20 protein-coding genes are annotated in these 23,812 nt (G+C 65.8%); 8 read left to right on the top strand and 12 right to left on the bottom strand.

Annotated features, from left to right (window positions below; genetic code table 11):
• The first annotated feature begins 14 nt into the window (after positions 1–14).
• The 6 genes from ACWGSM_RS03520 (at position 15) to ACWGSM_RS03495 (ending at position 9,120) form a co-directional block, all read left to right on the top strand.
• A complete protein-coding gene (locus ACWGSM_RS03520; RefSeq protein WP_452321575.1) occupies positions 15–1,136 on the top strand; it encodes a 5-(carboxyamino)imidazole ribonucleotide synthase in 1,122 nt (373 codons plus the stop codon).
• Positions 1,137–1,237: 101 nt separating this feature from the next.
• Positions 1,238–1,705 (top strand): 5-(carboxyamino)imidazole ribonucleotide mutase, encoded by a 468-nt coding sequence (gene purE, locus ACWGSM_RS03515; RefSeq protein ID WP_452321596.1) that lies wholly within the window; start codon positions 1,238–1,240, stop codon positions 1,703–1,705.
• On the top strand, positions 1,702–3,174 hold the full coding sequence (locus tag ACWGSM_RS03510; protein ID WP_452321574.1) for an LCP family protein: 1,473 nt from the start codon (positions 1,702–1,704) through the stop codon (positions 3,172–3,174). Before purE ends, ACWGSM_RS03510 begins: the two co-directional genes overlap by 4 nt.
• A 71-nt stretch (positions 3,175–3,245) precedes the next feature.
• Complete coding sequence (locus ACWGSM_RS03505; protein ID WP_452321573.1) at positions 3,246–4,871, top strand: RecQ family ATP-dependent DNA helicase; 1,626 nt, start codon at positions 3,246–3,248, stop codon at positions 4,869–4,871.
• Between the two features lie 119 nt (positions 4,872–4,990).
• Positions 4,991–6,058 carry a glycosyltransferase gene (locus ACWGSM_RS03500; RefSeq protein WP_452321572.1) on the top strand — a complete coding sequence of 356 codons (1,068 nt, stop codon included), beginning with the start codon at positions 4,991–4,993 and terminating at the stop codon, positions 6,056–6,058.
• Between the two features lie 299 nt (positions 6,059–6,357).
• On the top strand, positions 6,358–9,120 hold the full coding sequence (locus ACWGSM_RS03495; RefSeq protein WP_452321571.1) for an LGFP repeat-containing protein: 2,763 nt from the start codon (positions 6,358–6,360) through the stop codon (positions 9,118–9,120).
• Positions 9,121–9,297: 177 nt separating this feature from the next.
• On the opposite strand, the gene ACWGSM_RS03490 is transcribed toward ACWGSM_RS03495, so the two are convergent.
• From ACWGSM_RS03490 to ACWGSM_RS03475, 4 genes are all read right to left on the bottom strand, one after another.
• A complete protein-coding gene (locus ACWGSM_RS03490) occupies positions 9,298–10,203 on the bottom strand; it encodes a D-glucuronyl C5-epimerase family protein (RefSeq protein WP_452321570.1) in 906 nt (301 codons plus the stop codon).
• A gap of 98 nt (positions 10,204–10,301) precedes the next feature.
• On the bottom strand, positions 10,302–11,288 hold the full coding sequence (locus ACWGSM_RS03485; protein ID WP_452321569.1) for a Gfo/Idh/MocA family protein: 987 nt from the start codon (positions 11,286–11,288) through the stop codon (positions 10,302–10,304).
• Positions 11,288–12,385, bottom strand: coding sequence for a DegT/DnrJ/EryC1/StrS family aminotransferase (locus ACWGSM_RS03480; protein ID WP_452321568.1), 1,098 nt, complete (start codon positions 12,383–12,385; stop codon positions 11,288–11,290). The genes ACWGSM_RS03485 and ACWGSM_RS03480 overlap by 1 nt, the downstream gene beginning before the upstream one ends.
• Positions 12,382–12,993, bottom strand: coding sequence for an acyltransferase (locus ACWGSM_RS03475; RefSeq protein WP_452321567.1), 612 nt, complete (start codon positions 12,991–12,993; stop codon positions 12,382–12,384). The genes ACWGSM_RS03480 and ACWGSM_RS03475 overlap by 4 nt, the downstream gene beginning before the upstream one ends.
• A gap of 130 nt (positions 12,994–13,123) precedes the next feature.
• Here ACWGSM_RS03475 and ACWGSM_RS03470 point away from each other — a divergent pair, with 130 nt between their 5' ends.
• Together ACWGSM_RS03470 and ACWGSM_RS03465 are read left to right on the top strand one after the other, a co-directional pair.
• Positions 13,124–13,852, top strand: coding sequence for a glycosyltransferase family 2 protein (locus ACWGSM_RS03470; RefSeq protein WP_452321566.1), 729 nt, complete (start codon positions 13,124–13,126; stop codon positions 13,850–13,852).
• Positions 13,853–13,854: 2 nt separating this feature from the next.
• Positions 13,855–14,214 carry a DUF2304 family protein gene (locus ACWGSM_RS03465; RefSeq protein WP_452321565.1) on the top strand — a complete coding sequence of 120 codons (360 nt, stop codon included), beginning with the start codon at positions 13,855–13,857 and terminating at the stop codon, positions 14,212–14,214.
• 7 nt (positions 14,215–14,221) lie between these two features.
• Here ACWGSM_RS03465 and ACWGSM_RS03460 read toward each other — a convergent pair whose 3' ends face one another.
• The 8 genes from ACWGSM_RS03460 to ACWGSM_RS03425 all read right to left on the bottom strand — a co-directional run bounded on the left by ACWGSM_RS03460 (position 14,222) and on the right by ACWGSM_RS03425 (position 23,748).
• Entirely contained in the window at positions 14,222–16,147 is a 1,926-nt protein-coding gene (locus tag ACWGSM_RS03460) for a DUF6541 family protein (protein ID WP_452321564.1), read from the bottom strand.
• Positions 16,144–16,881, bottom strand: a complete 738-nt coding sequence (locus ACWGSM_RS03455; RefSeq protein ID WP_452321595.1) for an ABC transporter ATP-binding protein — start codon at positions 16,879–16,881, stop codon at positions 16,144–16,146. The genes ACWGSM_RS03460 and ACWGSM_RS03455 overlap by 4 nt, the downstream gene beginning before the upstream one ends.
• Complete coding sequence (locus ACWGSM_RS03450) at positions 16,878–17,786, bottom strand: ABC transporter permease (protein WP_452321594.1); 909 nt, start codon at positions 17,784–17,786, stop codon at positions 16,878–16,880. The genes ACWGSM_RS03455 and ACWGSM_RS03450 overlap by 4 nt, the downstream gene beginning before the upstream one ends.
• 98 nt (positions 17,787–17,884) lie before the next feature.
• Positions 17,885–19,057 carry a glycosyltransferase family protein gene (locus ACWGSM_RS03445; protein WP_452321563.1) on the bottom strand — a complete coding sequence of 391 codons (1,173 nt, stop codon included), beginning with the start codon at positions 19,055–19,057 and terminating at the stop codon, positions 17,885–17,887.
• Positions 19,054–21,048 carry a HisA/HisF-related TIM barrel protein gene (locus tag ACWGSM_RS03440; RefSeq protein ID WP_452321562.1) on the bottom strand — a complete coding sequence of 665 codons (1,995 nt, stop codon included), beginning with the start codon at positions 21,046–21,048 and terminating at the stop codon, positions 19,054–19,056. The genes ACWGSM_RS03445 and ACWGSM_RS03440 overlap by 4 nt, the downstream gene beginning before the upstream one ends.
• On the bottom strand, positions 21,045–21,668 hold the full coding sequence (gene hisH / locus ACWGSM_RS03435) for an imidazole glycerol phosphate synthase subunit HisH (protein WP_452321561.1): 624 nt from the start codon (positions 21,666–21,668) through the stop codon (positions 21,045–21,047). Before hisH ends, ACWGSM_RS03440 begins: the two co-directional genes overlap by 4 nt.
• Positions 21,665–22,786 carry a DegT/DnrJ/EryC1/StrS family aminotransferase gene (locus tag ACWGSM_RS03430; protein ID WP_452321560.1) on the bottom strand — a complete coding sequence of 374 codons (1,122 nt, stop codon included), beginning with the start codon at positions 22,784–22,786 and terminating at the stop codon, positions 21,665–21,667. Before ACWGSM_RS03430 ends, hisH begins: the two co-directional genes overlap by 4 nt.
• Complete coding sequence (locus ACWGSM_RS03425; protein ID WP_452321559.1) at positions 22,783–23,748, bottom strand: dTDP-glucose 4,6-dehydratase; 966 nt, start codon at positions 23,746–23,748, stop codon at positions 22,783–22,785. Before ACWGSM_RS03425 ends, ACWGSM_RS03430 begins: the two co-directional genes overlap by 4 nt.
• Positions 23,749–23,812 lie beyond the last annotated feature (64 nt).

Genomic DNA, 23,812 nt, shown 5'->3' with positions numbered 1-23,812 from the left:
GAAAGGGGCGCTGCATGACCGTGCGCGTGGGTGTGATCGGCGGAGGACAGCTGGCTCGGATGATGATCGCTCCGGCGGTCGAGATCGGGCTCGACATCCGGGTGCTCGCCGAAGACGAGGGGATGTCGGCGCAGCTGGCTGCGACCGCCGTCGGCGACTACCGCGACCTCGAGACGGTGCGGGCGTTCGCGCGCGACGTCGATGTCATCACCTTCGATCACGAGCACGTCCCGCAGGAGGTGCTGCGCGCGCTCGTCGCCGACGGCACGCAGGTGCATCCGGGCCCTGACGCCCTGCAGTACGCGCAGGACAAGCTGGTCATGCGAGCGCGTCTGGCCGAGCTCGACGTGCCGCAGCCGGAGTGGGCGGCGGTGCACGACGCCGGCGAGCTGCAGCGGTTCATCGACGAGCACGGCGGGGGAGCGGTCGTGAAGACGCCGCGCGGCGGCTATGACGGCAAGGGCGTGCGGGTCGTGCGCTCAGGCGCCGAGGCAGCCGACTGGTTCGCCTCCGCCGACGGCGGGGCTCTTCTCGCGGAGGAGCTGGTCTCGTTCCGCCGCGAGCTCGCCCAGCAGATCGCCCGCCGGCCCGGCGGGGAGATGGCCGCGTACCCGGTCGTGGAGACCGTGCAGCGCGACGGCGTGTGCGCCGAGGTCATCGCACCGGCGCCGGGCACCACCGACCGCGTGATCGCTCTGGCCGAGCAGATGGGCCGCCGGATCGCCGACGGCATCGGTGTGACGGGGATGCTCGCCGTCGAGCTGTTCGAGACCGACGACGATCGCCTCCTCGTGAACGAGCTGGCGATGCGTCCGCACAACAGCGGGCACTGGAGCCAGGACGGCGCCACCACGGGGCAGTTCGAGCAGCACCTGCGTGCGGTCGCCGATCTGCCTCTCGGGCGCATCGATCCGCGTCAGCCGTGGACGGTGATGATCAACATCCTCGGCGGACCGGCCGAGGGCTCGCTGGCCGACCGCTTCGCGCCCGCGATGCAGGAGTACCCGGATGCGAAGATCCACACCTACGGCAAGGACCCGCGTCCGGGCCGCAAGGTCGGGCACGTGAACGTCTCGGGCGACGACCTCGACGAGGTGGTCTACACCGCCCGCGCGGCGGCCGCCCTGTTCGTCTGAGCGCGCGCGTGCCGTTGCGACCTTCTCCCAGCGGCGCATCGTAGCCTGTCATGGTGACTGAGCCACTGCACTCCTCGAGCACGCCCCTGGTCGGGGTCGTCATGGGATCCGACTCCGACTGGCGCGTGATGAGCGACGCCTCCCAGGCGCTCACCGACTTCGGCATCCCGCACGAGGTCGAGGTCGTCTCGGCGCACCGCACGCCCGACAAGCTGATGAGCTACGGGCGTGAGGCGCGCCGCCGCGGCATCCGGGCGATCATCGCCGGAGCTGGGGGAGCGGCGCACCTGCCCGGCATGCTCGCCTCGGTCACCGCGGTGCCGGTCATCGGCGTGCCGGTGCCGCTCGCCTACCTCGACGGCATGGACTCGCTGCTCTCGATCGTGCAGATGCCCGCAGGCATCCCGGTCGCGACCGTCTCGATCGGCGGAGCCCGCAACGCGGGCATCCTCGCCGCCCGCATCCTGGGCACATCCGACGGCGAGCTCGCCGATCGCGTCGAGGCGTACGCGCGCGACCTCGAGCAGCAGGTCGAGCAGAAGAACCAGCGGCTGAAGGACTCGCTGTGACCCTGGCCGCACCGCACGCCCCGGCGCGAGGCGGTCGGCCGCTGATCGAGACCCGGCCGCTGCGGCACCCCGACACCGCTGACGCGGCCGTCATGGGCCGTCGCGGATGGTGGCTCGTGGCGCTGAACGCTCTCATCCCGGGCTCGGCGCAGGTGCTCGCCGGCAACCGCCGTCTGGGGCGCCTCGGACTCGGTGCCACCCTGCTGGGGTGGTTCCTGCTCATCGTCGGCGCGGGGATGGGTCTGTTCGCGCAGGATGCGCTGGTGTGGTTCGTCACCGGACCGCTGTCATGGTTCGCCCTGACGCTCGTGCAGGCGCTGCTGCTCGGGTACGCGATCCTGTGGATCGTGCTGACCGTCGACACCCTGCGCGTGGTGCGTCTGGTGCGGGTGCCGGTCTTCTCGCGGTGGGCGATGGCGGTGGCATCCGTTCTGGTGCTCGCGCTCGCCGCGTCGTCGGCGGTCTACGCGTCGACCGTGACGGCATCCAGTCGGGGTGCCATCGGCACCATCTTCGGCAGCAGCGGGCCGAGCCTGCCGCCCAGCGACGGCTACTACAACATCCTGCTGCTCGGCGCCGACAGCGGTGACGGGCGCGACTCGATGCGATTCGACAGCATCTCGGTCGTGTCGGTGAACGCCGGCACCGGCGCGGTCACCATCACCGGCATCCCGCGCGACATGCCCAATGTGCCGTTCGCGAAGGACAGCCCGATGCGCGATCCCGATCTGGTCGGATTCGACTACCGCAACTACTTCGAGGGCCACGACGACCGCAAGTGCGGCTGGGGCCCCGGCATCAACCAGCTCACCAACGCGGTGCAGGTGTGCCGTGACGACGACGGCGCCGGCCTCTACCCGGATGCCGCGGCGCACGGATCCACCCCCGAGATCGAGGCCACCAAGGACGCGGCCGAGGGTGTGCTCGGCATCAAGATCCCGTACTACGTCTTCGCCGACATGAACGCGTTCGCGCAGCTCATCGATGCGCTCGGCGGCGTCGACATCGAGGTCACCGAGCGGCTGCCGAAGGGCGGCGGTCCGTCGTATCCCGGCGAGCCCGCCGAGGAGTGGGCGACCGGCTGGATCGAGCCGGGAGCGCAGCATATGGACGGCGACACCGCCCAGTGGTACGCCCGCTCGCGCTACACGACCAGCGACTGGGATCGCATGAAGCGCCAGCGTCAGCTGCAGGTCGCCATCCTCGACCAGTTCACGCCGCGCAACGTGCTGGGCCGGTTCAACGAGATCGCGGCTGCAGGTACGGCGCTGATCGAGACGGACATGCCGCGTGACAAGCTGCCGGAGTTCTTCGACCTGGTCATGAAGGCGAAGGAGCAGCCGGTCGCGCAGATCGAGCTGACTCCCGAGTTCGGGGTCGACGAGCACGAGCCGGATTTCGCGCAGATCCACGAGATGGTGCAGCAGGCGCTGCACCCGCCGACGCCCACCGCGACTCCCACGCCCTGACTCTTTAGAGCCGCACGGCACCCGCACGCAACCCCGTCGCATGGATGGGATTCCTGCGATCGAATGAAGGTGTGATCCCAGACGACATCGACCGCGTCGCCCGCGAGTCCTTCGGAATCAACCAGCTGAAGCCTGCCCAGCGGGACGCGATCGAGGCCGCGGTGGCCGGCCGCGATGTGCTCGGGGTGCTGGCGACGGGGTACGGCAAATCGGTGATGTACCAGATCGCCGCGACGCTGCGCGAAGGCGTGACCGTCGTCGTGTCGCCGCTGATCGCGCTGCAGGAGGATCAGCTGGTCGGCATCGAGAGTGCGCCGGATGCGCCGGCCGCGGTCGCGCTCAACTCCGCGGGCGGGGTGCGCCGCAAGCGCGAGGCGTGGCGGATGCTGCGCTCGGGACAGGCCGAGTTCGTGCTGCTCGCGCCCGAGCAGCTGGCGAAGGAGGGGGTGCTGGCGGCGCTCGCCGAGCTGGACGTGTCGCTGTTCGTCGTCGACGAAGCGCATTGCATCGCCTCGTGGGGCCACGACTTCCGACCCGACTACCTGATGCTCGGGGCCGTCGCGGAGCGCCTCGGGCGCCCGCCGATCATGGCTTTGACGGCGACGGCATCGATGCCGGTGCGCGCCGAGATCTCGCGGCGGCTCGGGCTGCGCGATCCGTTCGAGAGCATCGGCGAGCTCGACCGACCCGAGATCACGCTGACCGTGCGGCGGCACACCCGCGATGCCGACAAGCGAGCCGCGGTGGTGGACGAGGTCGTCGAGCTGCCGAAGCCGGGCCTGATGTACACGGCGACGCGACGCGACACCGAGCAGTACGCGCAGCAGCTGCAGGAGCGCGGTCTGCGCGCGGCCGCCTATCACGCGGGTATGCCGGCGAAGTCGCGGGCCCAGGCGCACGAGGATCTGCTCGACGACCGGCTGGATGTCGTGGTCGCGACCTCGGCATTCGGGATGGGCATCGACAAGCCCAACGTGCGCTTCGTGGTGCACGCCGATGCGCCGGATTCGGTCGACGCGTACTACCAGGAGGTGGGCCGCGCCGGCCGGGACGGCGAGCCTGCCCAGGCGACCCTGCACTTCCGTCCCGAGGATCTCGCGCTGCGGAAGTACTTCGCGGGACGCAAGCCCGCCGGCGGTGAGATCCGCCGGCTGCTGCGCGCCCTCGACGGCGGCTCCCGCAGGCGTGCAGAGTTGGCGGAGGCATCCGGACTCTCAGCCCGACGCGTGACCGCGCTGCTCGCTCTGCTGTCCGACACCGGGCATGTGCGCATCGGCCGCAGCGGCGTGCGGCTGCTCACCCACGACCCGGCGACGGCCGTCTCGGATGCGCTCGAGCGGGTCGAGGAGCGCGAGCGCATCGACCAGTCCCGGATCGAGATGATGCGCTCGTACGCCGAGACGCGCCGGTGCCGGCGTCAGGTGCTGCTCGGATACTTCGGTGACGAGCTGGACGAGCCGTGCGGCAACTGCGACACCTGTGCGGTGGGCGTAGTCGGCGATGTCGGGGAAGAGACGCAGGTCGAAGACGGACGCGGGTTCCGGGTCGACGACGTCGTTCGGCACCGGGAGTGGGGCCGTGGCACTGTGATGTCTGTCGAGGAGGATCGGATGACCGTGTTCTTCGACGCCGAGGGATACCGGGTGCTCTCACTCGAACTCGTCGAGGAGAAGGAGCTGCTCGAGCTCGAGAGCTGAGGAGCCTGTCGACTCATCGCTTCGGCATGGTTCGTGCGGCAGCTGAGAGAATGCAGAGCGCTCTGCTGCGCTCCGGAGAGGCTCCTGGGGGCGGTGGATGCCGCCGTTACTCTGGAGTCATGACTGTGCAGCTGCGTGTCGTCATCGACCAGGTGGGCGTGGACGCCGATCTGGCGCGTGCGGCGCGAGGGCTGACTCAGGGGCTGATCCGCACCGCGCCCCGTGGCTGCGTCGTCTCTGGGATCGTGCCGAACGGCGCGGAGGCGTCGATCGCCGGTCTGCGCGAGGTGCGCACCCTGCCGCTCGCGCGGCGTGAGCTGGCCGCCGCCTGGCAGATGGGCATCGCGGTCGGTGTCGGGGGCGGGCTGATCCATTCGCCGACCCTGCTCGCGCCGCTGGTGCGTCACGATCGACTGCACGACAACGACCAGACGACGGTCACGCTCTGGGACCTGTGCGCGTGGGAGGCTCCGGAGACGCTGTCGAAGACGAGTGTCGTGTGGCAGCGCGCGATGCTCAAGAGAGCCGTCAGGCATGCGGATGCCGTGGTCGTGCCCTCACATGCGATCGCCGAACGGCTGGGTGAGATCGCCCCCCTCGGTGATCGCATCCGCGTGATCGCCGGCGCCGCGCCGAACGGATTCGCCGCGCCGGCGGATGCAGCGCGGCTGCGCGCGGATCTGCTGCTGCCGCAGCGCTATGTGGCGGTCACGGGCGAGGGCGAGTCGTTTGCGGACGGGTTCCGCGCGGCTGCGCGCGCCGAGGTCGATGCCGTGGTCGTCGACGCCCCGGACGGCGCGGAGGCTGCGCTGCTCGAACTGGCCCGCGCTGCCGGGCTGGGTGAAGATCGCCTCCGCATCGCGGGCCAGCTCGACGACCCGTCGCGGGCAGCGCTGCTCGCGGGAGCGGATGCCGTCGTCGCGACCTCGCCGGCTTCGGTCTGGCCCTGGCGACTGATCGAGGCGATGGAACTCGCCGTGCCTGTTGTGGCGGTGGATTCGGGAGTGCACCGAGACGTGGTCGCAGACGGGGGAGCGGTCGTGCTCTCCGCTGGGCTCGACGATGCGCTCATCGATGCGCTCGGTTCGGGGCGCGAGCGGCTGCGGGTGCTCGGCGCCGACCGGGCCCGTGCGTTCTCGTGGGCGAGCTCCGCCGAGCGTGTGTGGGCGCTGCACGCGGAACTCTGAGAGTCAGCTCCGAGTCGCTGGACACGCCGGTAAGGATCGGCCAGTATGTCGCCTCGCTGGCATCATGCCGCAACTTCCGCCACACTGTTCACATGCATCTTCGTGGATCCCGCCCCCGACGGGTCTCGCACATCGGCCGTTGGACGGCGACGCTGCTCGCCGTTCTCGGTCTTGTCGTGGGCACAGCTGTGCCTGCTTCCGCGGGCGCGACTCCCGTGTCCTCGGTCGCAGCGAGTGTCGCCCGCACGGGCTCGGCCGCTGGCGTGGTACCCGCGTCGACAGCACCCGGGAGCGGGCCGATGAAGACGTCGCTGGCTGGTTTTGACCCCGGCAATATCATCGGTGACGCCGTTTTCACTGATCGCTCGACCATGACCGAGGCGCAGATCCAGACGTTCTTCAACTCCAAGGTGAAAACGTGTCAGGCCGGGTATACCTGCCTGAAAGACTACAAGTCCGACTCGGTTAATCGGCCCGCAGACGTCTACTGCAAGGGCTATATGGGCGCGAGGGGCGAGTCAGCTGCCCGGATCATCCATCGTGTCGCGCAGGCTTGCGGTATCAACCCACAGGTGCTGATCGTGATGCTTCAGAAGGAGCAGGGGCTCATCACGCACACATGGCCGAGCAAATGGCGCTACGACGCGGCGCTCGGTCAGGCGTGCCCCGATACCGCGCCATGTGACCCCAAGTTCGTCGGGTTCTTCCACCAGATCTACGGCGCCGCGCGGCAGATGCAGATCTACATGGAAGGGCGCTACTTCCAGTGGTACCAGGCGGGCAAGACCTGGCAGATCCAGTACCACCCGGACCGTGAGCGGTGTGGCACCGGACCGGTCTACATCGCGAACAAGGCGACGGAAGCCCTGTATTACTACACCCCGTACCAGCCCAACGCGGCGGCCATGCGCGCCGGCTATGGCACGGGTGACTCGTGCTCGAGCTACGGCAACCGCAACTTCTACAACTACTTCACCGACTGGTTCGGTTCCACGCAAGGCGGCGGACAGCCGCGAATCGACGAGGCCTATGTCGCAGCAGGCGGCAAGGCCGTGCTCGGTGCAGGTGTCTCCGGGCTCTCTTGCCCCAACACTGCCGTTAACTGCTGGCCCCAGTATGAGAAGGGCTCGATCTACTGGAGCATCGGCACAGGTGCAACGGTGGTGCTGGGTGACATCGACTCGGCTTTCCGGAAGTCAGGTGGCCCGATCGGTCCACTGGGATACCCGCTTCCCGGCGTCTACACCTATCCGCAGAACGGCGGGGGCAAGGCGCAGGACTTCCAGAAGGGGAGCATCTTCTCGTCCGCCAGCGGCGCCTACTGGACCGTCGACCGAGTTCGGCGGGGCTACTTCGACATGGGCGGCTCGGCGGGGTCGCTCGGCTGGCCGACCACCTCGACGTCGTGCTCGGGTGCGCGTTGCTCGCAGATGTTCCAGTTCGGTGGCATTTACGACTCGGGGTCGTCGATTAACACGACGTCCGCGCAGATCCATGTCGCCCTGATGAGAAACGGCGGCCCTGCTGGCAGGATCGGCTGGCCGGTCTCCGGCATCTTCAGCTACCCGGAGAACGGCGGGGGCATAGCCCAGGACTTCCAGAACTCGACGTCCATCTTCTCCTCTTCAGTGGGGGCGTTCCCCGTCGCGGACGCCATCCGGCGCTCGTACTTCGACCAAGGCGGAGCGTCCGGAGCTCTGGGATGGCCGACCTCCGACCTCTTCGCCTACTCCGAGAATGGCGGAGGGACGGCTCAGGACTTCCAGAACTCTGCATCCATCTATGCCTCGGCAGCGGGCGCCTTCCCGGTCACCGGCGCGATCCGGCGGGCGTATTTCGATCGCGGCGGGGCATCGGGAGACCTAGGCTGGCCCACCTCGGGGATCTTCACCTACTCGGAGAACGGTGGCGGGGTCGCCCAGGACTTCCAGAACTCGTCGTCGATCTTCGCTTCTTCGTCGGGCGCGTTCGCGGTCTCGAACGTGATGCGACGCGCGTACTTCGACCAAGGCGGTGCCGCGGGACCGCTCGGGTGGCCGACCTCCGGCGCCTCGTGCGCGGACAAGGTATGCGAGCAGTCGTTCCAGGGCGGCGCGATCAGGATCGACGGTGAGGGGTTCCCGGTCTCCGGAGCCATACTGCAGCTCTGGCAGTCTGTGCGGGGCAGCTCTCTGGGTGCACCCACCACGAAAACCTTCTACTACGCAGAGAACGGCGGCGGAACCGCTCAGGACTTCCAGGGCACGAAATCGGTCTACGCGTCGAAGGCAGGCGCCTTCATCGTCGAAAGTCAGGTTCGCAAGGGCTACTTCGCTGAGCGAGGCGCTGTGGGACCACTCGGCTGGCCGACTGCGGCGGCAGTCGCCGTGACCGGCGGCGTGACTCAGGCCTTCCAGTCTGGAGCTGTCTACGCGGGTCCTTCCGGAGCGTTCGGCGTCATGGGCAAGCTGCATCAAGCCTATGTCGAACTCGGCAGTTTCAAAGGCGCGTTGGGCTGGCCCGCTTCCCGGACCTTCAGCTATCCCCAGAACGGGGGCGGAACAGCCCAGGACTTCTCGGCGTCGGCGTCGATCTACTCATCATCGGCCGGTGCATTCGCAGTGAACGGAGTCCTTCGGCGCGCATACTTCGACCGGGGCGGTGCCGCCGGAGCGCTCGGTTGGCCCGTTTCGGTCGCAAGCTGCACCGGCGGGATCTGCCGCCAGCAGTTCCAGTTCGGTGTCCTCTATGTTTCGGAGAGCATCAAGGCGGCAGTGGTCGGCTCGAGCGTGGACCTGGCGTATCACGCGCAGGGAGGTCCGAAGGGGACGCTGGGGTGGCCTGCTGGGCAGGTATACAGCTATCCCCAGAACGGCGGCGGCACGGCCCAGGATTTCAGCAACCAATCATCGATCTATGCGTCCAAGGCAGGATCGTTCGTGGTCAGCGGAAGCATCCGTCGCGCTTACTTCGATGAGGGAGGCTCCGCGGGACGCCTCGGCTGGCCCATCTCGACCATGACGTGCGCTGGTGGCGTGTGCGAGCAGAAGTTCCAGGGAGGCGTGATCAAGCGCGGTCAGTGAGCTTCACTGCGGCCCTGTGGGATGTCGGTCGCAGTAGGCGCGCGTCTCGCCGGCGACCAAGTCGAGCCTCGCCTGACTCCGACTTCGCTTTGATCGTTGCGGAGATGCACGGCAGGTGCTGGGGACTCCGCCGCACGCGGCCGGGCCGCCGGCGGTGCGCCCCGCGTCGACGGCTGATCAGGCGTCGAGTGCGAACGCTCGCGCTGCTTCCGTGAAGTGATCGTCTCCGGTCATCTCTCCGAGCATCGTCAGCTGCTGGATGTGGATCGGATGGTAGGAGGCGTTCTGCCATTCCGGGCGCTGGCAGTAGCCCTCTCTCACGCAGTAGTACGACACGCCCCCAGGTACACGGAACGTGTCGAGATAGTGGTGGACGGTAGTCGCGCCGCCGTCGAAGAGATCTCGCGCATGGCTGTCGCCGGTGTGGCGGGCGTACTCGTACAGGCCGTACAGCGCGAAAACGTGCCCGTTGACGACGAGCAGCGGTTCGACGTCGGCCGCGTACTCCTCGAACCACAGATACCCATGGGCATCCATGGTGGTGATCCACGGGACGCCGAGTGCGCGCCAGGCCCGGAAGCTCCGGAAAGTACCGACGGCTGCGCGCTGCCAGCGCTCATCATCGGGGTAGCGTTGCCAAAGCCGCGTGAACAGCGAGAGCGCCTGCCCTTGTGCCAGTCCCGACCACCAGGGAACCGGCATGGTCACGTCGTAGTACGTGTGTGGGAAGCGGTAGCTGAACCAGAGCACATCGTCGACCTCGTCCGCCAGCTTGAGAAGCCGCGCACCTCCTGCCAGCGCTCTGCTCTCGTATCGGCGATCGCCCGTCCGTCCATACGCTCCGAGGGCCGCAAGTGCGTACTGCGTCACCGTGACCGGATGATGGGCAAGTGTGCCATCGGGAGCGCGCCAGAGCGCGACGCCTTCCTCATCCAGTTCGACATCCGGGTCGAAAAGATCGAGGATGACGTCGCCCTTCACGTAGTCCATGCCTTGGTGCTCGTAGGGAAGCACCACCACGTCGTGCAGAGGGTAACCCGAACGATGGAACGCGGACCGATCGACGTGAGGAATCTCGGTCACGGGCGGTGTGTACAGCTTCGGGAGTCCCGCGCGCACTCGCCGATACCAAGCGAGGTATCGGCGAGGGATGGAGCGGATGGCCCGGAAACGTGGTGGCATCAGCGTCGCCGGTGGGACACGCCGTCCAGGGCCATCTGCTCCGCGATCTCGACGATGCGCTGGCCTTCGACAAGGGAGACAATCTCCGTGGTGTCGCCAGTGATCACGGCGTCCCGGAACGTCTCGTGCTCGACGAGAAGCGGCTCGCGGCGGTCGAGGGCGAACCGCGTCATGTCGCCCTCGGTCACGCCTCGGAAGGCCGACACCTGATCCCATTGAGTGACGATGGTGCCGTTCTGATAGTGAGTCAGATCTGCAGTGAGGGTGTCCGCCACCAGCGCGCCCTTCTCACCCGTGATGATCGTCGTGCGCTCCTTGAACGGCGTAAGCCAGTTGACGACGTGCGAGGTGATGACGCCGTTCGCAAGGGTCCCGACGGCCACGACCATGTCCTCATGCGGACGCCCACTTCGGTGAGTCGTGCGTGCGTTGACCGACACGTACGGCTGTTGCGCCACCCATGCGGTCAGATCGATGTCGTGCGATGCGAGATCCTTGATCACACCCACATCGGCGATACGTCCAGGAAAGGGCCCCTGCCGCCGGGTCGTGATCTGATAGATCTCTCCCAGAAGACCATCGGTGATGCGTTGACGCGCGGCCCGCAGGGCTGGGTTGAAACGCTCGATGTGCCCGACCCCGCCGATCAGGCCCTTCGAGGCGAAGATCGTGCGGATGGCTTCTGCGTCTGGGGAGGTGGAGGCGAGAGGCTTCTCCACCAGGGCGTGGATGCCGGCTTCAGCGAGACGAGTCGCCAGGTCCAGGTGATAGACCGTCGGGGCGGCCACGACGGCGTAGTCCAGCCCCGTGTCGATCAGGCGGTCGAGGTCGTCGAAGGTGGGACTCCCATGAACGGTCGAAGGCACACCCGGGGCCGGGTCATACACTCCGACGAGATCCACCCCGTCCAGATGCGCGAGAATCCGTGCGTGGTTGCGCCCCATCACGCCGAGACCGATGAGTCCGGCCCGCAGCTGCCCGGCCATCAGGCGCCCGCTCCAGCGACGGTGTTGACGGCGGCGACGATGCGGTCGAGCTCGCCTTGGCTCAGCGACGGGTGCACTGGCAGCGAGACGACTTCGCGCGCAGCGCGCTCAGTTTCGGGAAGGTGCAGGCCCGGCGCGAACCGCTCCAGCGACGGCAGCCGGTGGTTCGGGATCGGGTAGTAAACACCGGCACCCACGTTGTGCTCGTTCTTGAGGGCAGAGACAAACCCGTCGCGGTCTTCCGGCACCCGGATCGTGTACTGGTGGTACACATGTACGGCGCCGTCGGCGACGGGCGGCACCACGACACCGCGCAGGTTGGCGTCGAGGAAGGCCGCGTTCGCCTGACGGGTCTTCGTCCAGGCGTCGACCTTCGTCAGCTGCACGCGACCGATTGCGGCGTGGATGTCGGTCATCCGCGCGTTGAAGCCGATGACCTCGTTCTCGTACTGGCGCTCCATGCCCTGGTTGCGCAGCAGCTTGACCTGCCTGGCGATCTCGGCGGTCGCCGTGGTCACCATGCCGCCCTCGCCGCTGGTCATATTCTTGGTCGGGTAGAGGCTGAACATCGCGAACTCCCCGAAGGAGCCCACGGGACGCCCGTTGAGAGAGGCGCCGTGAGCCTGGGCCGCATCTTCGTAGAGCGCGACACCGCGTTCGGCTGCGATCGCCTCGAGCTCGCGCATGCGTGCGGGGTGACCGTAGAGATGCACCGGCAGGATGCCCTTGGTCTTCGGGGTTATCGCGGCGGCTACTGCCGCGGGATCGAGGGTGAAGGTCTCCGGCTCGATGTCGACGAACACCGGAGTGCCTCCGGTTAGCGCCACGGAGTTGCCGGTCGCCGCGAAGGTGAACGACGGGACGATGACTTCATCGCCCGCTCCGACACCTGCGGCCAGAAGCCCGAGGTGCAGGCCGGCCGTGCCGGAGTTGACCGCCACCGAGGGGCGGCCTTGAACGAAGTGCGCGGAGAACTCCTGCTCGAACGCCGCGACCTCGGGACCCTGTGCGACGATGCCGCTGCGCATCACGCGATCGACGGCTGCGCGCTCCTCATCGCCGATGATGGGCTTGGCGGGGGAAATGAACTCGCTCACACGGTCTCCTTGGTCAATGTTCCGTTGGTCTCGATGAATCGGTCGCCGGTCGTAGGGCACGTCCAGATCCCATCGTTGCCGGTGGCGACGAGCGGCACACCGGACTCTCCGACCCAGCCGATGCGGCGAGCGGGCACGCCGGCCATGAGCGCGTAGGCGGGGACGTCCTTGACGACGACGGCACCGGCAGCTACCGTAGCCCAGGCTCCGATCGTCACGGGAGCAACGCAGGTGGAGCGTGCGCCGATGGCGGCTCCTCGCTCGATTATGACTCCGACCGGCTCCCAGTCGTGAGCGCTCTTCTGGCTGCCGTCGGCATTGATGGCCCGCGGATAGGTGTCGTTGGTGAGCACGACGGCCGGTCCGATGAACACTCCGTCGCCGAGCCTTGCCGGCTCGTAGACCAGTGCGTAGTTCTGAACCTTGCAGTTGTCCCCCATGAGGACGCCAGTGCCGATGTACGCTCCTCGCCCGATGATGCAGTTCTCGCCCAGATGAGCGCTCTCTCGCACCTGGGCCAGGTGCCAGATGGAGGTTCCTGCGCCGACGGTGGCCTCGGGCGAGACATCTGCGGTTTCGACGACCCGCACGGAATCATGTGCTGACACTGATCAACCTTCTCCATCATGGCTCGAGCGAGCAATGCTATTCCCGCATAGTTTACCGGTCGCGCGACGCTGCACGTTTCGGCTGCCGCCGCCAGCGCGGCTGACTCGGCAGACCTGAGAGAATGGGGGCGTGACGCACACCTCTCCGATACCTGACGACGAGACGCCGCGCCAGCGGCCGACACCCGTTGTGGACTCCAGCGCGTGGATCGTCATTCCGCTCTTCAATGAAGTCTCCGTGATCGGCGAGGTGGTGCGTTCTCTGCGCGAGCACTTCGCGCATGTGGTCTGCGTCGACGACGGCTCGACGGATGCGTCGCCCGAAGCCGCTCTCGCCGCTGGAGCACTTCTGGTCAGGCATTCCGTTAACCGAGGGCAGGGCGCCGCGCTCCAGACTGGGATCGAATATGCACTGATGCACGATTCCTGTGAGTACATCGTCACGTTCGACGCGGACGGGCAGCACAGGGTCGAGGACGCGCAGGCCATGCTGGGCCTTGCTCGCGAGTCAGATCTCGCTGTCGTCTTCGGATCTCGCTTCCTCGACGACCGCACCAACCCCGGCTGGATCAAGAAAGTGATTCTCAAGACGGCGATCTGGGTGACGAACATGTCCACGGGACTCCAGCTGACGGACGCACACAACGGTCTGCGAGTCATCAGGAGGGACGCAGCCCGTCGCGTGCACCTGAAGCAGGACCGGATGGCCCACGCCACAGAGATCGTTCTCGACCTCGGACGGACCGGACTTCCCTGGCGGGAGTACCCGGTCGAACTTCTCTACACGGACTACTCGAAGTCCAAGGGGCAGAGCGTCCTCAACTCCGTCAACATCCTGTTCGACCTGATCGTGAGGTAATCATGTGGATTCAGCTTGTACTCATCGCCGCAGTCGCGGCACTCGGTCTGATCATGATGCGTCGCACAGGAGCCGACAGCCACCTCGCGATCCGGCGGATCGGAATGGGACTCTTCGTCATCGCGGCCATTCTCGCGATTCTGTTCCCGCAGTGGTTGACCGCGTTCGCCCAGCTCATCGGAGTGGGCAGGGGCGCTGACCTTCTTCTGTACGCCCTGGTGATCGTCTTCTTCGCCTTCGTGTACACCCAGTACCGTCGGAACCTCACCCAACAGCGTCAGCTGACGCTGCTCGTCCGGCACGTCGCCTTGACGTCTGCACCGAGAGCCGACGCGACCGGCGAACCGAACGGCGGTGAATGAGCCGGGGTCAGTCTTCGCAGGCCGTGATTTGCCACAGCGACGCGTCGCCTCGCTTTGCCACCAGCTCGAAACCGGGACGGCCGGCGAAATCCGTGAGACCGGGCATGACGAAGCGACCAGGGCCCAGCTCTCCCTCGCCGAAGTCCAGTACGTAGGCTGGGCTTCCCATGCTTGCGAGGGCGTCACAGACCGCGGGCTCGGTGGAGACATCGCGCAGTTCCTCCGCAATCACGTCCCACTCAGCGGTCTTCGGCGGTGTCCACGTTCGCGGATACACGTCGCGACCGCTGAGCATATACCCGAACGCTGCGCCCGTCGAGGGATTCGCGATGACCCGTGCCTCAGAGGGGACGTAGTCGTCGAGTGACTCAAGAAGAGCTCTTTCGTCTTCGCTGAGGTAGCTGTCGGATGTGGTCAGGTACCGGGAGTCCGTGTCGAAGGTTCCCTGCAGGAAGGCGGGCATGGGAACTGGCCGCCAGAACGTGATCCCGCTCATCGCGACGGCTGCCGCGGCCATCGCCACGACGATCTGACGACGGTTGGTAGCTACCTCGCGCCCGCGGCCGACGATCACGCGCGCGAGCCGGTCGATGCCGATGGCGGCCAGGGGAATGACCGCCATCGGGGCGAGAGCGGCGAGACGATACGGATCTGCGTACCAGGGGCCCAGCAGCACGTCGCGGATGACCGGCATCCCGACTGCGGCGACCAAGACATATAGTGCGGAGAAGCCCAGCCACACCACGACCAGCCATCTCCAGGCCTCAGCGCGAAGCGCGACCACAAGCCCCGCAGCCATGAAGGCGCTGATGACCCAGGCGGGTGCGATTCCTAGCTGCCCGTTGACCACGACCTCGAGCAAGGCTTCCACCTTTCCCCGGAAAGGCGGCCAGTGCGCTCCGTCGGTCCCGCGAGTCATGAGGTACCAGGCGCCCGCGAGCAGCAGCCATGCCGCGATCGCCGCCGCGATCGTCGTGGGGCGGGCGCCGGCACGCAGCATCCGGTCAGTGAACCAGATGACCAGCATGAGTCCCCATATCGGGAGCGCGGCGGGGTGCGACAGTGCGAGCGCTGCCATTGTCATCGCGATGATCAACGCGATGCGCCCACTGGACCTCAGCCGATGCGCGGGATCGTACAAGTCCGCTGACACGATCACTGCAGCAACCGCCGCGGGGAGCAGGGAGACGGAGAGGGCGTTGGGGAAGAGCACACCCCACTGGAACATCAGGAGCGGGAACGTCTGCAGCGCCGGCGACATCACAGCGGCAAGCGCGGCGATCCGGTCCGAGCGCGTGATCACGCGGACCATCCAGGCGATGCCGAGCGGCCACACGGCCGCGCCGACGATCAGTGTGATGGCGTTGACCGAAACGGCAATGTCTGTCCCGCTGAGCAGGACCGTCATCGACACCAGCGCATGCCACGCCGCCGGATAGAAGCCGGTTCCGCCGATCACTGAAGTCAGGTGCAGCGATGAGACGTCAGCCGTGTCGAGCGCATGACGTATCGCGTTCATGTGGAACACGGAGTCGTTCGTTTGTGAGATCCCCGCTGGATCCTGGATGTACGAGATCAGGCGCCAGGCGCCGAGGATGACACCAAGAGCGATGCCGACAGGCAGCAGCCAGCGTGCCGATCGCGGGGATGCTGCGTCGACGCGTGGAGGCCCGAATAGCTGCCCGAGACCCCATGCCGCCAGCGCCATGACCAGGAGCGTTCCCGCAAAAGAAGCGACCGACCATCCGATGGACGGCAATCCGAGCAGCAGAGCTGCGACGGCGAACATCGCCACGGACGCGATTGGTGCCAGAGCGATCAGGCTGAGACCCCGGACGCGCCGGAATCCCCAGAGGACGAGGCACCCCGGCACGAAGACGACAACCGCAGCTGCGAGCACCGCGGGAATGGAACTGATCCAGGCGAGGATCATCCTTCGACCATCGCGAGTGCTTGATTCACCGCGCCGTCGAAGACGATCTTCCCCTTGTCGATCACGATCCCGCGGGTGCACAGTTCGCGAACGATGTCCGAATCGTGGCTGACGACGACCAGCGTCTTGCCCGCGTCAATGAGCTCGGCGAACTTTCGACGGCACTTCTCACGGAACTGCGCGTCTCCCACCGACAGGATCTCGTCGACGAGGAGGACGTCGAGTTCGACATGAATCGCGACGGAGAAGGCCAGGCGCATGAACATGCCCGAGGAGTAGTGCTTCACTTCCTGATCGATGAACTCCTCGATCTCGCTAAAAGCCACGATCTCGTCGTAGCGCTCTTCGATCTCCGTGCGCTTCATCCCGAGGATCGCCGCATTGAGGAAGACGTTCTCGCGACCGGAGAGCTCCGGGTGGAACCCCGCTCCCACCTCGATCAGCCCCGCCACTCTGCCTCGGGTCAACAGCACCCCGCCATCAGGCGCCATCACCCCGGACACCAGCTTGAGGAATGTCGACTTACCCGAGCCGTTTCGCCCGAGAACCGCCACCGCCTCCCCTTCGCCGATGACGAGATCGATTCCCTTGAGCGCTTCGAACGGCGTCGTCGTCTTGCGACGCCGTACCCACGACACGAGCGTGTCCTTGAAGGAGAAGGCGTGATTGAGCAGGAAGGTCTTGGAGACGCCTTCTGCGATGATGCTGGGGCGTTGCGAGATGTCGAAACTCATAGATCCTGCGCGAACCTTCCTTCGAGTTTGCGAAAGACCGCTTGGCCGACGAGCAGCGCCGCGATCGAGATGGCGAACGTCCACAGGGTGTTCATGCCCAATCCGGGCGGCACGTCCATCATCGGGAGGCCGTCGTAGCCGACGGCGCCCACGAATCCCTCGGTCGCGGGACGCCACAGCGCGTAGTGGAACAGTTCGACAGCCTGCGTGATCGGGTTGAGCAGGTACACCTGAAGCAGCCACGACGGCAATCCGAGCCCACCTACCAGAGCGCTCTGCACCTGCGTCCACGAGTAGAGCACCGGCGAAGCCCAGGTAGCCAGTAGCAGGAGAAGTTCCACGATGTTCTCCGAGTCGCGATACCGGACGTTCAGCGCGCCGAACATCAGGCCCGTGCCCAGCGCGAAGAGCATGACCAGGGCGACAGCACCGAAGATCGCCAGCACTCCGAGCACGGAGATGTGTAGAGCCCAGCCCATCAGCACGCAGACGAGCAGCAGCAGAGCGAGCTGCGGAAGGAAGTGCACGAAAGCGACCAGGACGGCCGATACCGCGAAGAGCTGTCGTGGCAGGAAGACCTTCCGCACGAGCGCCGCATTGCCGACGATCGACGTCGTGGCGTTCTTGAAAGCTTCCGAGAACAGGTTGATCACGACGATCCCGGAGAACAGGTACACCGCGTAGTTGGGGATGCCCCGGTTCAGATCCATGAAGACGCCGAGAACGACCCAGAAGACGAGGAACTGGGCGGCTGGCCGTACGTAGGACCACGTCCAGCCCAGCACGGAGTTGCGGTACCGAGTGGTCACGCCGGTACGCACCAGCAGTGCCAGCAGATAGCGCCAGCGGACGACATCGATCAGCCCGCGGCTCTTGCCGGGTGTGTCGAAGGCGCTTCGCGGCACAGCGGCGAAAAGATCTTGATTCGGAGTCACGGGCCTATCCACACTACGACCTACCCTGTGGCGGCCGTCATTCACTCAACGATCCTACGTCAGAACCCTTACGAGATCCGAGGTGATGGTGCGCGTTCGAGGGTGTCCTGCAGCTTTCTGTTGAGCAGCGGGCCACTCACGGATGACACGGCGTGGCGGAGCACCCATTCTCTGCCCGCTGACGCGAGCGTCGCAATGCGGGCCCTGTCATCGAGCAGAAGTCGCAGGTTCTGCTCGACCTCGTGATGTCGCGTGACCAGCCATGCTTGATCGGAGCCGTTGGGAAGCTGAGGCTCCATCCGCTCCTCGGCTCTCGTCAGCACAGCACATCCCGCTGCCATCGCTTCGACCGCGAAGACGCCAGGCATGAACGCGAAGAACTCGTTGAGCACGATATGAGCCCGTCGGAGCGCGGCGCGAACGTCGGAGTTCGGCACTCCCTGCAGCTCTACGTACTCGAAGTCATAGCCCTCTTCGTGCAGCGCCCGCACGGCCGCGCGGACGAGCTGCGTGCCCTTGATGACGGGGGAGGAGGGCGCATGCACTACGACGAGGCGCTCCTGCTCGCCGAGCGGCTCCCGAGCGGGGAGGACGTCCGCGTCAGGGTAGAAGTAGAGGAACGGCTCTGAGGATGCCGGCACATAGCCGCGTTGGTCGTTCTGCGCGGTGAAGACCAGATCCGCGTATGCGGTAGCCGTCCTGCCCATCCGTTCCTTAGCGGCATCGAAGGCCGGATCCGAATAGCCCGGGGCGACAGCCCGCAACCAGGTCGCGATGTTGGGTTCGCCGGTTTCATCCTCGAGCTGCTGCATGAGCTTCGGCGAACGGATGTCGCTTCCGGTGAAGTAGCAGACGATGCGCAACCCGCGATCGCGGAGGAACTGATACTCGTAGTCCCGCTCGACCGACCACAGGAACCCACCAGCACCGACGTAGATGAACCCCCGGGATCGAGCCGCGAGCTTCCCCAGCAGCCAGGGCCCCTCGAAGATCCCGGCGAGACGCCGGCGCCACCCGCTGGACCTCACCGGAGGAAGCCAGTCGTATCGGTCGCCGTACATCGCGTGACGCGCTAGCAGAGCCGAATAACTGCCTTCGACCACTGCCGTGATGTCACGGACGATGCCGGCCGTCTCAGTCGGGCCGACCACCCACGTGATCGGACGTGACGTCGAGCGGTGCAGAGCGAAGCTGAGATGAAGCGCGCTGAGTTGAGCCCACCGCGCCAGCGTCTTCTTCACGGCTTGCAGAATTTCTCGTAGAAGCTCCGCGGCACCCGGTTCAGTTTGTAGAGCATCCAGAACAGCGGCCTCAGGCGCTCGAAGGTCTTCTTGTAGGTCTTGAACTCTCGATACGAGTGCTCGGGCGAGCTCATGACCGATTCGAACTCGGCATCGCTGAAACGCAGACGCTTCTTGACGAGCGCGATGATGTCCGCATCGCCGTTGCGCGGGGCCGAGAACTGTTCGATGGCGTCGTCACGACTCATCTGACCCGAACGCACGAGTGCCGACAGCTCGATCTGACGGAAATTGATTTTGAAACGCTTCGGCAGGAAGTAGGAGTGGTAGAACGCGGTGAACCGGTTCTCGAGGTGGTGCCCGCCGTACCACGTCCAGCCGTACTCCTCGGCAAGGAAGCGCTTGGCCTCTTCCTTCTGGTAGTCGATCCAGTACAGGGGACGCGTGCGCTCGATGCCGGAGAACGCCGACCAGCGGAGGAAGTCAGGCAGGGCCATGTTGGGGAATGTCTTCATGGGGATCGCGCCGAAACGTCGATGCACGTCGCTGATGTACCCGCCGTCCATGTAGAGCCACCCCATCGGAGAGATGCCTTCGGTGCGGAACGAGTGGCCTTCGACGATGTGCGTGATGCCGTGCTTCTCAGCGGCACGATACAAGACGCCCATGAAGCCGATGTCCGTCGGGGCTTCGATGTCCTTCACGCCCGCGAGCATGAAGGAGCGATAGATGTCGTCGTACTCGGTGTTGTCCACGACGTAGGTCTCGAGGTCGACACCGAGCTTGTCCAGCACAGCGTAGATATTGGCGGTCGCCGTGGGAGAGTTCCACGTGTTGTCGAAATGAACCGCTAGAGGACGGACGCCCATGCTGACGAGCAGATGAGCGAGATACGACGAATCGGTTCCGCCGGAGACACCCAGGACGCAGTCATAGCCGCTCTTGTTGTTCCGTCCTGCTCGTTTGAGCTTCTCAGCGAACGCATGCAGTGCGGCCGTGCTGCTCTCGCCGATCGGGAACTGCTGATCGAGCGAATCGTGCAAACCGCAGTAATAGCAGATCTCGGATTCATCCAGCCCGGACCGGGGAACGTCTGAGGTGATGATGCATCGCCGGCACATCCGTGTCGCGCTGAGGTCTCTGCCGGGAACGATGTAGCGAGGGTCGGGCTCTGGAGCGCTGTCGAAGAGAACGGAATGCTCACGCCCGAAGAGGGTGCTGAGGTCGCGAGGCGTCGGATAGTTGATCAGGATCGAAGAGCGATTTCCCTGCATCACGAACTGACTGCCTGCGGCCACCGCGCTCGCGCCGCTAACGGAGACCGGTTCGACGAGCTGCGCCCTCGTTCCAGCGCCGCCGTGAGCAATTACGGGAACCGAGAGTCGATCCGCCACGTGCTTGGTCACATGCAAGTCGATCCCCACGCGCGTTCCCTCGCGATCGATAGACGTGACCATGGCTTCCCCGATGCCCACGCTCTCGGCGAGGGCGAGCCAGTCGTCCAGCGGCATCTCAGGATCCGCAGTCCCCGAGTGCGTGTAGACGTGATAACCGTCTCTACCGGCACGGACGTCTACCGCGCCGACCACCGCCTGCGAACCCAGGGAGGCCACGACCTCTCGCACGACGTCCGGCCGCTCGATGAGCGCGGTGTTGAACACGACTTTCTCGAAGCCAATGCGTATGAGGCGTTCGGCATCCCGCAACGTCTCGACTCCGCCCCCATAGGCGAGGGGCACGAACGCCTCGGACGCCAGCCGATCCAGGTAGGAGAAGTTGATGGCGGAGCGACGAGCGGCCGCATCTATGTCCAGCAGCAGCATCTCATCGACTTCGAAGTCATTGAAGATGCTCAGGACATTGACGGGGTCGCCTACGTACACGGGATTTGAGAACCGCTCGGTCTTGACGAAGCGTTCTCCGCTGAGGAGGAGTGCCGGGATCACTCTCGGCTGGGCGTCACGAGCGTCGAACTGCAGAGGGCTTGTCATTGCTGCCTCGCAAAATCGGTGAGGAGTGCCATGCCGACGCGATGACTCTTCTCGGGATGGAACTGCGCGCCGATGACGCGACCGCGCCGGACCATAGCGGTGAAAGGCACACCGTAGAGCGAGGTGGCGAAGACATCCTCCGCGGCCTCCGGCACCGCGTGATAGGAGTGCACGAAGTAGAAGCGACTGCCGTCCTGTACCGACGGCAGGATGCCGTCGTGACCCTCATGTCTCAACACCGTGCTCCAGCCCATGTGCGGCACGAGCAACCGGCGCTGAGCGATGTGGTCGGGGAACCGTTGGACGGTTCCGGGGACGAGACCGAGACCCGCCTCTCGTCCTTCCTCACTGGCTTCCAGCAGCAGCTGCATGCCGAGACATACGCCGAGAATCCAGGCTCCGTCCTGCGCTCGTCCGAGGACGATGTCCGCCAGCCCTGACTCGCGAAGGCGGGTCGCCGCGCGGTCGAACGATCCGACTCCGGGAAGGATCAGCTTCTCGGCGCTGGAGATCACCTCGTGATCCTCCGTGATGACGCTGTCGAATCCGGCCTTCTTCAGCATGTTCGCGATGGACTGAAGGTTTCCCACCCCGTAATCGACGATTGCGATCGGGGTCATGAACGACCTCGAGACGTCGCCACGCTGGACACGAGTGCCTCGCGTACTCGGATCAGATCATCGTCGGTGAGCTGCGGGTAGAGAGGCAGAGTGAGGCCACTGTGGTGCGCGCGCGTCGCTGAGGGCAGAGCAGCGTCCGAAATGCCAAAGCGATCACGGAAATACGGCTGGAGATGCATCGAGTACGTGCCCAGAGTCGTCTCGACGCCGGCTGCTCTCATGCTGTCGATGACGGCATCTCGGGAGATGTCATCATCGAGAGTGACGACATAGGACTGGAAGGTATGGGTTCGGCCCTCGGGTACCCGCGGGGTCCTCACACCTTCGACATCCGCAAGCAGTTCGGCATATCGGTCTGCACGGGCGCTGCGATCTCGCAGCAGATCCTCGAGCCGGGTCATCTGCACCAGTCCGATTGCCGCGTTGATGTCGCTGAGTCGGTAGTTGTAGCCCGCCTCGATGAAAGACATGTAGTGGGAGCCGCGGACGGAGCCGTGGGACCGAAGCACAGCAATGCGCTCTGACAGCTCGGTATCCGAAGTCGTGATCATCCCGCCCTCGCCGGTGGTGATGACCTTGCGGGGGTGGAAGGAGAACACGCCCGCGGTGCCGAGAGCCCCGGCCTGGCGGCCTTGATACATCGCGCCCAGGGCGCAGGCGGCGTCCTCGATGACGGGCAGCCCATGCCGTGCTGCGATCTCGAGGATCGGATCCATGTCGCAGACGAGGCCGAAGGCATGCACGGGCATGATCGCCTTGGTCTTCTCGGTGATGGCGGCTTCCAGCAGAAGCGGATCCATTCCGAAATCGGACATGGTGATGTCGACGAAGACCGGTGCAGCTCCGAGCTGCACGACTACGTTGGCGGTCGCAGGGAAGCTGAAGTCCGGGATGATGACTTCATCACCGGGACCGATGTCCAGGGCACGCAATGCGAGATGGAGACCGGTGGTGGCCGAACTGGTGGCGAACGCGTTGGACGCGCCGGTCAGACGGCTCACTTCGTTCTCGAACGAGGCAGCGCGCGGTCCTTGAGTCAGGAAGCCCGAATCGAGGACGGCCGCCACCTCGCGGATCTCCTCCTGTCCGAGAACGGACATGCTGAGCCGAAGAGTCACGCGAGAACCTTTTGATACCACTCGACGGTCTCTGCGAGAGCATCGTCGCTGAGGACGGCGGGGTGGCGACCCACCAGCTCGTCCAGACGCGAGACGTCCGCCATGTGGAGTCGGACATCCCCGGGGCGCTCTTCGGAGTGGAAGACAGGATGATTCTCCGCTCCCATGATGGCGAGAATGCGCGCCACCAGCGTGTTGACCGAGGTTCCCACTCCTGTTGCCACGTTGAACTCCTGACCGCGTGCCGCCTCGTGTTCGAGGATGGCGACCGTCAGATCCGCGGTGTCTCGGACGAAGGTGAAGTCACGAGTCTGCTCGCCGTCTCCGTGGATCTCGATCGGCTCCCCGGCCATCACCCGCTGCACGATGATGGGGATGATGCCGGCGTAAGAGCCCGGGTTCTGCCGTGGTCCGTAGTTGTTGAAGGGGCGGACGACAGTGGCATGGATGCCGAACGTGCGGACATACGAGCGAATGATGTGATCCTCCGCGGACTTCGCCGCCGCGTACGGAGTGATGGCATCGTGCGGGTGGTCCTCGTCCATCGGGACATAGCGCCCGGAGCCGTAGGCCTCGGAGCTCGACATGTGCACCAGACGGTCGATGAGACCGCGTCGAGCCACTTCGCAGAACGTCGAGGTGATGCCGATGTTCGTCTGCATCGTCCAATGCGGGTAGGTCAGAGAAGTGGGGAGCGGCACGACGGCGAGATCGAACACCGTGTCGATCTTGTGCTCGACGACCACATCCTGCATCGCTGCGAGATTAGAGGCGTCCAGCCGGAGCACCTGAAGATCGGGGAAGGCGGCGCGTGCGTCGTCGAGGTTCCGCTCGGCGCCGAGGAAGAAGTTGTCGACGACCACGATCTTGCGGGGGTCTTCCTTGATCAGGCGGTCGACGAGGTGACTGCCGATAAAGCCAGCACCACCGGTAACGAGGAGAGAATGGTTTTTCAGGGTCACTCTGCAATCCTACGGGATCGCACGTTGCGACCAGGGCTGGGCGGTAGCGGTGGCTGAGCTAGGA

The organism is Microbacterium sp. NPDC055521 (genome assembly GCF_053619695.1).
Note: the sequence above shows the minus strand (reverse complement) of the source record. Positions and strands in the feature narration are given on the sequence as shown.

What these genes read in the sequence shown, in the direction of transcription:
- ACWGSM_RS03520 (WP_452321575.1), top strand. Translation starts at nt 15, where the DNA reads ATGACCGTGCGCGTGGGTGTGATCGGCGGAGGACAGCTGGCTCGGATG.
- purE (WP_452321596.1), top strand. Translation starts at nt 1,238, where the DNA reads ATGGGATCCGACTCCGACTGGCGCGTGATGAGCGACGCCTCCCAGGCG.
- ACWGSM_RS03500 (WP_452321572.1), top strand. Translation starts at nt 4,991, where the DNA reads ATGACTGTGCAGCTGCGTGTCGTCATCGACCAGGTGGGCGTGGACGCC.
- ACWGSM_RS03495 (WP_452321571.1), top strand. Translation starts at nt 6,358, where the DNA reads ATGAAGACGTCGCTGGCTGGTTTTGACCCCGGCAATATCATCGGTGAC.
- ACWGSM_RS03485 (WP_452321569.1), bottom strand. Translation starts at nt 11,288, where the DNA reads ATGGCCGGGCAGCTGCGGGCCGGACTCATCGGTCTCGGCGTGATGGGG.
- ACWGSM_RS03465 (WP_452321565.1), top strand. Translation starts at nt 13,855, where the DNA reads ATGTGGATTCAGCTTGTACTCATCGCCGCAGTCGCGGCACTCGGTCTG.
- ACWGSM_RS03460 (WP_452321564.1), bottom strand. Translation starts at nt 16,147, where the DNA reads ATGATCCTCGCCTGGATCAGTTCCATTCCCGCGGTGCTCGCAGCTGCG.
- ACWGSM_RS03455 (WP_452321595.1), bottom strand. Translation starts at nt 16,881, where the DNA reads ATGAGTTTCGACATCTCGCAACGCCCCAGCATCATCGCAGAAGGCGTC.
- ACWGSM_RS03440 (WP_452321562.1), bottom strand. Translation starts at nt 21,048, where the DNA reads ATGACAAGCCCTCTGCAGTTCGACGCTCGTGACGCCCAGCCGAGAGTG.
- hisH (WP_452321561.1), bottom strand. Translation starts at nt 21,668, where the DNA reads ATGACCCCGATCGCAATCGTCGATTACGGGGTGGGAAACCTTCAGTCC.